Annotated in this window: 10 protein-coding genes, 1 tRNA gene and 1 other RNA gene; 11 read left to right on the top strand and 1 reads right to left on the bottom strand. The window is 69.0% G+C overall.

Features of this window, described 5'->3' with window-relative positions; translation table 11 throughout:
- The first annotated feature begins 101 nt into the window (after window positions 1-101).
- The 3 genes from VGS97_RS05830 to VGS97_RS05820 all read left to right on the top strand — a co-directional run bounded on the left by VGS97_RS05830 (window position 102) and on the right by VGS97_RS05820 (window position 3201).
- A complete protein-coding gene (locus VGS97_RS05830) occupies window positions 102-1367 on the top strand; it encodes a DUF3987 domain-containing protein (protein ID WP_326852173.1) in 1266 nt (421 codons plus the stop codon).
- Between the two features lie 210 nt (window positions 1368-1577).
- On the top strand, window positions 1578-1841 hold the full coding sequence (locus VGS97_RS05825) for a helix-turn-helix domain-containing protein (protein WP_326852172.1): 264 nt from the start codon (window positions 1578-1580) through the stop codon (window positions 1839-1841).
- Window positions 1842-1896: 55 nt separating this feature from the next.
- Window positions 1897-3201 (top strand): site-specific integrase, encoded by a 1305-nt coding sequence (locus VGS97_RS05820; protein WP_326852171.1) that lies wholly within the window; start codon window positions 1897-1899, stop codon window positions 3199-3201.
- A gap of 57 nt (window positions 3202-3258) precedes the next feature.
- Here the strand turns inward: VGS97_RS05820 and VGS97_RS05815 are convergent.
- Window positions 3259-3343: transfer RNA gene (locus tag VGS97_RS05815), tRNA-Ser, on the bottom strand.
- Window positions 3344-3430: 87 nt separating this feature from the next.
- On the opposite strand from VGS97_RS05815, the gene ffs reads away from it, so the two are divergent.
- The 8 genes from ffs to VGS97_RS05775 all read left to right on the top strand — a co-directional run bounded on the left by ffs (window position 3431) and on the right by VGS97_RS05775 (window position 11225).
- Window positions 3431-3527, top strand: an RNA gene (gene ffs / locus VGS97_RS05810) — signal recognition particle sRNA small type.
- Between the two features lie 129 nt (window positions 3528-3656).
- Window positions 3657-5843, top strand: a complete 2187-nt coding sequence (locus tag VGS97_RS05805; protein WP_326852170.1) for a DNA polymerase III subunit gamma and tau — start codon at window positions 3657-3659, stop codon at window positions 5841-5843.
- Window positions 5844-6087: 244 nt separating this feature from the next.
- Window positions 6088-6405, top strand: coding sequence for a YbaB/EbfC family nucleoid-associated protein (locus VGS97_RS05800; protein ID WP_349261996.1), 318 nt, complete (start codon window positions 6088-6090; stop codon window positions 6403-6405).
- Between the two features lie 206 nt (window positions 6406-6611).
- Window positions 6612-7223 carry a recombination mediator RecR gene (gene recR / locus VGS97_RS05795; RefSeq protein ID WP_326852168.1) on the top strand — a complete coding sequence of 204 codons (612 nt, stop codon included), beginning with the start codon at window positions 6612-6614 and terminating at the stop codon, window positions 7221-7223.
- Window positions 7216-7824 (top strand): DUF5063 domain-containing protein, encoded by a 609-nt coding sequence (locus tag VGS97_RS05790; RefSeq protein ID WP_326852167.1) that lies wholly within the window; start codon window positions 7216-7218, stop codon window positions 7822-7824. Before recR ends, VGS97_RS05790 begins: the two co-directional genes overlap by 8 nt.
- A gap of 162 nt (window positions 7825-7986) precedes the next feature.
- Complete coding sequence (locus VGS97_RS05785; RefSeq protein ID WP_326852166.1) at window positions 7987-9252, top strand: aspartate kinase; 1266 nt, start codon at window positions 7987-7989, stop codon at window positions 9250-9252.
- The gene (locus VGS97_RS05780) at window positions 9249-10340 is read left to right on the top strand and encodes an aspartate-semialdehyde dehydrogenase (protein ID WP_326852165.1); all 1092 of its coding nucleotides are present in this window, start codon (window positions 9249-9251) and stop codon (window positions 10338-10340) included. The genes VGS97_RS05785 and VGS97_RS05780 overlap by 4 nt, the downstream gene beginning before the upstream one ends.
- A 189-nt stretch (window positions 10341-10529) precedes the next feature.
- Complete coding sequence (locus VGS97_RS05775) at window positions 10530-11225, top strand: SigE family RNA polymerase sigma factor (RefSeq protein ID WP_326852164.1); 696 nt, start codon at window positions 10530-10532, stop codon at window positions 11223-11225.
- Window positions 11226-11308: the final 83 nt, after the last annotated feature.

The following is an 11308-nucleotide window of genomic DNA, read 5'->3' as shown; positions in this document are numbered from 1 at the left end:
CGAGCGGGCCTGGACGAGCGCGAGACCGAGCGCACCATCACCTCGGGTTTGAGGGCCGGTCAGCAGCACCCGCGCACCCCACGCCTCGATCGGGGGGCCGCATGAGCCCCGCCGACACCGAGACCGGGCAGGCCCCCGTGGTGCGGCCGGTCGCGCGCACCGGCCCGGTACCCGACCCGGTCGTCTATCAGGGCTGGTTGGGCGAGACGTCCCTCAAGTTGACCGAGACCAGCGAGGCGGACCCGGTCGCGGTGCTGGCCACGCTCATGGCGTTCTTCGGCGTGATGGCCGGACGCGGCCCCTACGCCCAGATCTCCGATGACCGTCACCCCGCGCTGCTGTGGCCGCTGATCCTCGGTCACACCGGCGTCGGGCGCAAAGGCACCTCGCTGGGCGTGGCCGCGCGCCTGGTCAAGGCCGCGATGCCGGAGTTCGCCAGCGAGAACATCACTTCCGGCCTCTCGTCCGGCGAGGGCCTTGTCGCCGCCGTCGCGGACGAAGAGGACGAAACGAGCGGCGGCAAGGCCCGCCTGGTCATCGAGACCGAATACAGCGTGACCATGAACCGGGCCGGTCGTGAGGGCAACACCCTCTCCGGCGTGCTGCGCCAGGCCTGGGATGGCGACGACCTCTCCACCCTGACCAAGGTCTCGCTGCACGCCACCGCCCCGCACATCGGCATCCTGGCGCACATCACCCCGGGCGAGTTCCGGCTACGCGTCAACGGCGCGGACATGGCCGGCGGCACCTACAACCGGTTCCTGCCCATCTACTCCGAACGCTCCAAGGAAATCCCCGAAGGCGAAGGCGCCCCGGAAGACCTCGTGGGCAACCTCGCCCTGGTGCTGCGCGAACTGGTCAAAAAGGCCCGCGACGTGCGCAAAGTGCCCTTGACCGACGCAGCCCGCGCCTACTGGGCCGACGTGGTTTACGGCGCCCTGTCCGGCGCCCAGCCCACCGACGGCATCGTGGCCCAGTTCACCGCCCGCGCCACCCCCTACGCGCGCCGCGCCGCCATGCTCTACGCCCTGGGCGACGGGGCCGCCGAGGTGGACCTGAAACACCTGCAAGCCGCCTACGCCCTGATCGGCTACGCCCGCAACACTGCCGCGTTCGTCCTGGACACCGGCACCGGAGACCCCCGCCTCGACAAGATCCTGGTCGCCCTGGACACCGCCGGCGCCCAAGGCCTCACACGCTCGCAGGTCTCCGACCTGTTCTCCCGCAAGCTCAACGTGCCACAGCTCAACGACCTGCTGACCAGGGCTGAAGCCCTGCCCGGAGTCACCCGCACCCAACGACGCGGCAACGGGCGGCCCACCGACCTGTGGACTCTGCACACACCGGACCAGGGGGCGGCGAAATAAGCGAGAAAAGCGAGAAAAGCCGCCTGAACAGGGCCTTCGCCTTCGCCACTCTGGCGAAGTAAGGGCGAAAAAAGCCACGCCCCCTTACTTCGCCTTTTTTCGCCACCCCCGCGAAACCGTTCCCGCAGCTCACCGACCTTTTCTCGCTTATTTCGCTTATTTCGCCACCCACCCCCGGCGAACTAACCCCCGACCGAAGGAGGGCCCCCGATGACCAGCCCAAACACCACCCCACCCCGTGGCACGCCCCGCATCATGCTCACCGCCGAACAGACAGCCGCCGAACTCAACATCGGCCGCACCACCGTCTACGCGCTCATCAAAAGCGGCGAGCTTCGCTCGCTCCTCATCGGCCGCCTGCGCCGCATCCCGCTCGACGAAATCCAGGCCTACACCACCCGCCTGACCAACCAACAGCACCCCGGCGACCCCAACGACAGCGAGCCACGGGGCGGGGGCACGGCAGCGTTCTGAGGCTCACCCCGGCAGTCACCACATACCGGCCACCGAACGACAGGAGGCAACCAGCATGCCCCGTAAGCAGCGCCCCGAAGGCACCCGCGCCCCCAACGGCGCCAGCAGCATCTACCTCGGCAAAGACGGCAAATGGCACGGCCGCGTCACCATGGGCATCAAGGACGACGGCACAGAAGACCGCCGACACGTCGAACGCAAAACCGAGAACGAAGTCATCAAGAGAGTCCGTGAGCTGGAGCGTCAGCGTGACACCGGCAAAGTCCGGAAGGCCGGGCCGGTATGGACGGTGGAAAAGTGGCTCCACCACTGGGTCGAGAACATCTCCGCGCCCACGGTGCGCGACACCACAGCTGACGGATACCGGAATGCGGTCTACAACCACCTGATCCCTGGCGTCGGAGCGCACCGCCTCGACCGAATCCAACCGGAGCACTTCGAAAAGCTCTACAAGAAGATGACGGCGGCCGGGCACAAGCCTGGCAACGCTCATCAAGTTCACCGGACGGCGCGCACCGCGTTCAACGAAGCGCTTCGGCGCGGGCACATCACCCAAAATCCTGTTTCTCTCGCGCGGCCCCCGCGAATCGAAAAGGTCGAGATCGTGCCCTACGAGGTCGAGGAGGTTCAGCGGATTTTGGCTGCCGCCGCCGACCGGCGCAATCCGGCTCGATGGGCCATCGCGCTGGTGCTCGGACTCCGCCAGGGCGAAGTACTGGGGCTGAAATGGACTGATCTCGACTTGGAGGCAGGCACGCTTCGAGTCCAGGAGAACCGTCTCCGGCCGAAATACCGCCATGGGTGTGGCGGCGCGCCGTGTGGCAAGAAGGCGGGATATTGCCCGCAGAAGGTGAACACGCGCAAGCCGACAGGTGAGGTGAAGTCCGACGCGGGGCGGCGGCCCATGGGCATCCCTCAACCGCTCGTCGCGATGCTCGCAGCGCAAAAGGTCACTCAGGACGTCGAGCGCGAGCGTGCTGGCGATATGTGGCAGGAAGGTGGCTACGTATTCACCACGCTGACCGGTCGGCTGATTAACCCGAACACTGACTTCCACGAGTGGAAGGATCTGCTCAAAGCTGCTGGCGTGCGGGATGGTCGGCTCCACGACGCGCGGCACACCGCAGCCACACTGCTGCTCATCCTCGAAGTGGTGGACCGCACAACGCAGGGACTCATGGGATGGAGCGACCCGACCATGCCCGCGCGCTATCAGCACCTCGTCAAGCGTGTCCAGACCGACGTCGCGCAACGCCAGGGAGCGCTGATCTGGCAGCAGCCGAAACCTGCCGAGCCAGCTGCGGCGCGGCGCCAACTGAGACGGAAAGTGAGACGGTTGCCCCGTCCAGACGGTCAGTAGCCCGAGACGAAACAACCCCCGACCACGGTTCGCCCTGGTCGGGGGTTGTCGTACGAGCGGAGGATACGAGATTTGAACTCGTGAGGGGTTGCCCCCAACACGCTTTCCAAGCGTGCGCCCTAGGCCACTAGGCGAATCCTCCGTCGGTAATCGTACCGGACCGGCGCCCGTTCTTCGCCACCCTAATTCAGCGGTGCTGGCGGCCCGTGGACATGGGCTATCCTTCTTTACGGACCCCTCGTGTGGCGTCACCCCGCTGAACCCCCCCAGGGCCGGAAGGCAGCAAGGGTAGGCAGGCTCTGGCGGGTGCGCGAGGGGTCTTCGCGCGTTCGTCGTCGGTCATCTGTCGTCATGCGCAGTGTTTCTGCGCTGGCACCCCGTGCCGGTGCAGAGTTATCCACAGGCGATTTGCAGACTGCGACTCGTTGTGGGCAGGAGCGACTACGCTCGGAGGCGTGTCACTCGCGCTCTACCGCCGATACCGACCCGAGACCTTCGAAGAGGTCATCGGGCAAGAGCACGTGACCGAGCCGCTCCAGCGGGCGCTGAGCAACCAGCGGGTGAACCACGCCTACCTCTTCAGCGGGCCGCGTGGCTGCGGGAAGACGACCAGTGCCCGGATTCTTGCCCGCTGCCTGAACTGCGAGCAGGGGCCGACGCCCACGCCGTGCGGAACCTGCCGGTCGTGCCAGGATCTGGCCCGTGGCGGACCAGGATCGATCGACGTGATCGAGATCGACGCGGCATCGCACGGCGGCGTGGACGACGCGCGTGATCTGCGCGAGCGGGCGTTCTTCGCGCCGGTCTCTTCGCACTACAAGATCTACATTCTGGACGAGGCCCACATGGTCTCCCAGGCCGGGTTCAACGCCCTGCTCAAGGTGGTCGAGGAGCCGCCGCCGCACCTGAAGTTCATCTTCGCCACCACGGAGCCGGAGAAGGTCATCGGGACCATCCGGTCGCGCACCCACCACTATCCGTTCCGGCTGGTACCGCCCGGCGTGCTTCGCGACTATCTCGCGCAGGTCTGCGAGCGCGAGTCGGTCCGGGTGGATCCGGACGTACTGCCACTGGTCGTGCGCGCCGGCGCCGGCTCGGTGCGTGACTCGATGTCAGTACTCGACCAACTGCTCGCCGGAGCCGGCGAAGGCGGCGTCACGTACCAGATGGCTGTCGGGCTGCTCGGTTACACGGACGCGGCGCTGCTCGACGAAGCGGTGACGGCGTTCGCCACGCGCGACGGGGCGGCCGCATTCCAAGCGGTGGACCACGTCGTCGAGGGCGGGCACGATCCGCGGCGCTTCCTGGCCGACCTGCTGGAGCGGCTCCGGGACCTGGTGATCCTCGGGGCCGTGCCGGACGCGGCGGAAAAGGGCCTGATCTCGGTGCCGGGGGACCAGCTGGCCCGGATGCGTGACCAGGTCGCCGCCTTCGGCCCGACCGAGCTGTCCCGGGCGGCCGACCTGGTCAATGCCGGACTGCTGGAAATGCGCGGCGCGACCGCTCCCCGGCTGCTGCTTGAGTTGGTGTGTGCGCGGGTGCTGCTGCCCGGTGCTGACGACTCGGTGCAGGGTGTCGCGGCACGGCTTGACAGGCTTGAACGCGGCGTGGCCGCGAGTGCGTTCAGTGGCGTGTCGGGCGTCGGGTCGAGCGTTGGGGCGATGAGCGGTGGCGCGCCTGTTGAGTCGTCGCGACTGCTCAGGTCACCAGAGCTGTCGGTCGGTGCGTCGGCGCCCGCGATGTCGCCTGCGCTGCCAGCTCCGGTGATCGCCGCGCCGCAGGAAGCCGCGGAGTCGGCGGTGGCCACCCGAGTGATGGCGCCGTCACAGCAGGCTCCGGCTCCGGGCGCGCCGGAGAGCCAGGTCACGCCCCCGTGGCGACGGCAGAGCGGCCAGGGCGGCAGCCAGAACGACGGTGGACCTGGCGGCGGGGCGTCGCAGGGTGCGCAAGGCGCCGTCCCTGGGCTGGGGCCGGGGCGTGGACAGGCGGTGGCGGCCTCCGCGAGCGGCGGTGGTGGCGGAGGGGTGTCCGATCCGGCTGCGATGCGCCAAGCCTGGCCGCAGGTACTCGAAGCCGTGGCCCGGCGCAGCAAGGTCGCCTGGGTGATGCTCCAGAGCGTGCATGTGCTCGGTGTCGAAGGCAAGCTGCTCCAGCTCGGTTTCAGCAATCCGGGCCTGCGCGACAACTTCCACGGCTCCAACCGCGAGGAGACGCTGCGCGAGGCGCTGAGCGAAGTCACCGGGGTGGATTGGAAGATCGACGCGCTGGTCGACCCCTCCGCGGGAAGCACCGCTCCTGGACCGCTGCCGATGATGAGCGCGCCGCCACCAGTCGCCGCTGCGGTCTTGGCGTCCGGCGGCTCGGCCACGCCGGGAACGTCCGCGCATGCGTCCTCGAACCCTGCGTCAGGCGCGAACCCCGGTTCGTCGGCAGCGCCGACGTCCTCGGCATCGCCCACCGGGTTCAGCGCTTCCACCTCGGCAGGGCCACCGCCACCGTTCGTGCAGCCCACGACCCCGCCGGAAGAGGACGAGCCCGACCCCGACGACGAGGACGTGGCCGACGCCGGGCCGACCGCGCGGGACCTGCTGGTGCGCGAGTTGGGCGCCACGGTGCTTGAGGAGGCGTCCGACTCCGACTGAGCTCCGCGCGGACGAGCAGTCCTGCGCACCGCATATGCACTGTGTATACGGCGGCGTGGTGCACACGGAGGCGCGATACACACCAAGGCACGCGGAGCGCGCGTTTGGAATCCGCTCCCGCGCCGGTGCCCCGCCAAGGCCCGGACCGCATAGGCTCATTCCGATACAGAACACCGAAGCGTCAACACCCAGCGTCACCGCGCCAAGCGACAAGGAGCCCAAGGTGTTTCCAGACGGATTCGACATGGGATCGCTGCTCCAGCAGGCACAGCAGATGCAGCAGCAGATGGAGGAGGCTCAGCGCGCGCTCGGCGAGCAGCAGGTGACCGGCGCCGCCGGCGGCGGCCTGGTCGTCGCCACTGTCACTGGGCTCGGCGAGTTGGTCGACCTGAAGATCTCCCCGGAGGCGGTCGACCCGCAGGACACCGAGACGCTCGCCGACCTGGTCATCGCCGCGATCCACGCGGCGAACGAGGAGGCCGAGCGGTTGCAGCAGGACAAGATCGGGCCGCTCGGGGCGCTCGGCGGCCTCGGCCCCGGCGGAGGCCTGCCGGGATTCTGACTTCTGACTTCTCGCGGACGGATCGGACACGGGCTCCACAAGCTGAGGGATGAGCGGCACCAGGACATGAGCGGCACCAGGAGACGGCCCACGTCGGCGGACCGTCGGACACCGGCGGGTCACCGGACTACGGCGGCGACTGCGACGATGACGGCGGCGATGGCATCGCCGTCGCCGGCCACGCGGCGCGAGGGGCGGTGCTCGCCATGTACGAAGGCGTCGTCCAGGATCTGATCGACGAGTTGGGCCGTCTGCCCAACATCGGGCCGAAGAGCGCGCAGCGCATCGCGTTCCACCTCCTGCAAGCCGATCCGGCGGACGTGCGCCGGCTGGCCGAGGTGCTGCTGCGGGTCAAGGAGACGGTCCGCTTCTGCGAGGTCTGCGGCAACGTCGCCTCGGCGCAGCGCTGCCGGATCTGCCTCGATCCGCGCCGCGACCAGAGCGTGCTCTGCGTGGTCGAGGAGCCCAAGGACGTCGTCGCGATCGAACGCACCCGTGAGTTCCGCGGCCGCTACCACGTGCTCGGCGGGGCGATCTCGCCGATCGACGGCGTCGGTCCGGACGACCTGCGCATCCGCGAGCTGATGGCACGGCTCGCCGACGGCTCGGTGGTCGAGCTGATCCTGGCCACCGATCCCAACCTAGAGGGGGAGGCCACCGCCACCTACCTCGCCCGCCTGGTCAAGCCGCTCGCCACGGACGGCGCGCTGCGCATCACGCGGCTCGCCTCCGGCCTGCCGGTCGGCGGCGACCTGGAATACGCCGACGAGGTAACCCTCGGCCGGGCCTTCGAAGGGAGAAGATCACTCGATGTCTGACCGCTCGACCACCGACACCGCCGCGCCGACCGCGAAGACCGTCGCGCGGACCGTGACGGCGGCCGTCCCGCCGCCGGCCGTCCTGGACAGCGCCTCGGAACTCGCCGAGTTCGCCGACCAGATCGCCGACCAGATCGAGTCGTTCCTCGTGGTCGTGCGCGCAGTGGCACGCGGCGACGCCCCGGACTCGGCGGTGCCGATGCTGCTGCTTGAGGTCTCCCAGCTGCTGCTGGCCGGCGGACGGCTCGGCGCCGTGCAGGACGTGGTGCCGGAGGAGCGCTTCGAGGAGGACCCCGGTCCCGACCCGGACCTCGACGAGCTGCGCGAGAAGCTGGCCGAACTGCTCGAACCCTGCGACAGCTACCACGAGCTGTTCGACCCGCTGGCCACCCAGCCGGAGCTGGAGGTCCGGCGCATCTCCGACGACATCGCCACCGCGGTCTCCGACCTGGCGCACGGCCTCACCCACCACCGGGCCGGCCGGACCCTCGAAGCGTTGTGGTGGTGGCAGTTCTCGTACCTCACCGACTGGGGTCCTGCGGCGTCCGCCGCGGTACGCGCGCTCCAGTCCATCGTGGCCAGGTCGCGGCTGCGCGAGTAATCACATAATCACTGCGCGCACGAGTGACTGCGGCGACCCGGGATCGCTCTTGAGGCGAATGCTTTTGAGACTGTGGTCTCGGCATATGAAATACCGCAGGGGGTTCACACCTGCTCGGTACACTGGGCGGCGATTCCGCAATCCCGACCCCAGGAGCGCGCTGTGGGCCTAGTGGTGCAGAAGTACGGCGGCTCCTCGGTATCCGACGCCGAAAGCATCAAACGCGTCGCGAAGCGCATCATCGACACCAAACGTGCCGGCAACGAGGTCGTCGTCGTCGTCTCCGCGATGGGGGACACCACCGACGAACTGATCGACCTCGCCCAGCAGGTCTCCCCGCTGCCCGAAGGCCGCGAACTGGACATGCTGCTGACCGCCGGCGAGCGCATCTCGATGGCGCTGCTCGCGATGGCCATCGGCACCCTCGGCTACGAGGCGCGGTCGTTCACCGGCAGCCAGGCCGGCGTGATCACCGACCGGGTGCACAACAAGGCCCGGATCATCGACGTGACCCCGGGGCGCATCCGCTCCGCGCTGGACGAGGGCGCCATCGCCATCGTGGCCGGCTTCCAGGGCGTCTCCCAGGACACCAAGGACATCACCACGCTCGGCCGCGGCGGCTCCGACACCACCGCGGTGGCCCTCGCCGCCGCCCTCGAAGCCGAGGTCTGCGAGATCTACACCGACGTGGACGGCGTCTACACCGCCGATCCGCGCCTCGTGCCCACCGCGCGCAAGCAGAACGCGGTGCGCTACGAGGAGATGCTCGAACTCGCCGCCAGCGGCGCGAAGATCCTGCACCTGCGCTGCGTCGAGTACGCCCGCCGGTTCGACGTACCCATCCACGTGCGCTCCTCCTTCTCCGCGCTGGAGGGTACCTGGATCCGTAACAGCCTGGAAGGGGCCCAGATGGAGCAGGCGATCATCGCCGGCGTCGCACACGACACCAGTGAGGCGAAGGTCACCGTGGTGGGGGTCCCGGACAAGCCGGGCGAGGCCGCCCGGATCTTCCGCGCCGTGGCCGACGCCGAGATCAACATCGACATGGTGGTGCAGAACGTCTCCGCCGCCGCGACCGGCCTGACCGACATCTCCTTCACCCTGCCCAAGAACGACGGGGCCAAGGCGGTGGCGGCGCTGACCAAGGTCAAGCCGCTGATCGGCTTCGACTCGCTGGCCTACGACGACCAGATCGCCAAGGTCTCCCTCATCGGCGCCGGGATGAAGAGCCACCCCGGGGTGACCGCGATGTTCTTCGAGGCCCTGTCCGAGGCCGGGGTCAACGCCGAGATGATCTCCACCAGCGAGATCCGCATCTCGGTGGTCTGCCGCGCGGACGTGGTCAAGCCGGCCGTGCAGGCCATCCACACCGCCTTCGACCTCGACGCCGACGCCGAGGCCGTGGTCTACGGAGGGACCGGACGATGAGCCCTTCTTCCCACGGCACGCACAACCACTACGCAGCCAAGCTGCCGACCCTCGCGGTCGTCGGCGCGACCGGCGCCGTCGGCACCGTGATGCTGGATCTGCTGTCCACCCGGCAGAACGTCTGGGGCGAGATCCGGCTGATCGCCTCGGCTCGCTCGGCCGGCAAGCGGCTGAGCGTGCGCGGCGAGCAGGTCGAGGTCGTGGCGCTGAGCGACGAGGCCTTCGACGGCGTGGACGTCGCGATGTTCGACGTGCCCGACGAGGTCTCCGCGCAGTGGGGGCCGATCGCCGCCGCCAAGGGCGTCGTCGTGGTCGACAACTCCGGCGCGTTCCGGATGGACCCGCAGGTCCCGCTCGTCGTGCCTGAGGTCAACCCCGGCCAGGTGCGCAACCGGCCCAAGGGCATCATCTCGAACCCGAACTGCACCACCCTCTCGATGATCGTCGCGATGGGCGCGCTACACGCCGAGTTCGGCCTGACCAGCCTGATCGTCGCGTCCTACCAGGCCGCCTCCGGTGCCGGCCAAGCCGGCATCGACACGCTGCGCGACCAGCTCGCCAAGGTGGCCGGCACCTCGCTCGGCTCGCAGCCCGGCGACCTGCGCCGCGCGGTCGGCGACCTCGGCCCGTTCCCCGCCCCGCTGGCGCTCAACGTGGTGCCGTGGGCCGGGTCGCTCAAGGAGGACGGCTGGTCCTCGGAGGAGCTGAAGGTACGCAACGAGTCGCGCAAGATCCTCGGCCTGCCGAACCTGAAAGTCTCGGCGACCTGCGTGCGCGTCCCGGTGGTCACCACCCACTCGTTGGCCGTACATGCCTCGTTCGAGCGCGAGATCACGGTCGAACAGGCTCACGAGACGCTGCGCGACGCTCCGGGCATAGTCCTGTGCGACGATCCGGCGAACGGCGAGTTCCCCACGCCGAACGACGTGGTCGGCACCGACCCGACCTGGGTCGGCCGGATCCGCTCCAGCCTGGACGATCCGCGCGAGATCGAGCTGTTCGTCTGCGGGGACAACCTGCGCAAAGGCGCGGCACTCAACACCGCGCAGATCGCCGAGCTCGTCGCCGCCGAACTCACCGCACACTGACACCCGATGCGCGAGGCCCTTCCGTCGCCGTCACCCTCCCGGGCGTTTTTCCGACAGAAGGTTCTCGCGCAGCCCATTTCGGTGGGATCCTGCCCTTCGTGAAAACCCCCAGTACCTCATCCACAGATCCACTCGGATGGGGTACAACGTCCGAGGGGGTTCAGATGTCTAACTGCCGTGACAGTCACCATGACCGACCAGAACCTGAGTGTGACGGGCCGCGCCGCCGAGGCCGGCCCGTTCTCCGGCCTGGCCGACGTGGGGGCGTCGTCGCTCCCGGACGTGCCCGCCGAGGCCGCCGGTCATCGCACCACGGCGTTCGTGCAGGGCGCGGTCCCGGTCACCATCCGGGCGGTGTCCCACTCGTCTGGGGGCGTGGTGGCCACTGACGTCGACGTGACCGCCGACTTGTTGACGAAGACCTACCAGACCCATTACACGTCTTTGCTGCGGTTGGCCGCCCTGCTTCTCGACGACCTCGGTTCCTGCGAGGATGTCGTGCAGGAGGCGTTCATCAGGGTGCACGCGGCGCGTGCGAGGGTCAGGGAGCCCGACAAGCTGCTCGCCTATCTGCGGCAGACCGTGGTGAATCTCTCACGCTCGACCCTGCGCCGACGGCTGATCGGCCTGAGGCTGCTGCCCAAGCCGTTGCCTGACGCGGCGAGCGCCGAGGAGGGCGCGTACGACGCGCTGGAACGGGACGCCCTCATCCAGGCGCTGCGTGGCCTGCAACGCAGGCAGCGTGAGGTCCTCGTGTTGCGTTACTACGCGGATCTGACGGAGGCACAGGTCGCCACGGCGCTCGGGGTGTCGGTCGGCGCGGTCAAGGCTTACGGTTCGCGCGGCATCGAGGCGCTGCGCGCCCGCATGGAGGAGCATCGATGAGCATGGACGGCGTCGTCCCGCCGCAAAGCGGGCCATCGCGCCGCCCGGCCGGGGGGCCTGCGAATCCTTCGGGGGCGGACAAA

Source organism: Actinocrinis sp. (assembly GCF_035946395.1).
GTDB lineage: Bacteria > Actinomycetota > Actinomycetes > Streptomycetales > Catenulisporaceae > Actinocrinis.
The sequence above is the reverse complement of the archived record's forward strand: the minus strand, read 5'-3'. Positions and strand labels throughout refer to the sequence as shown.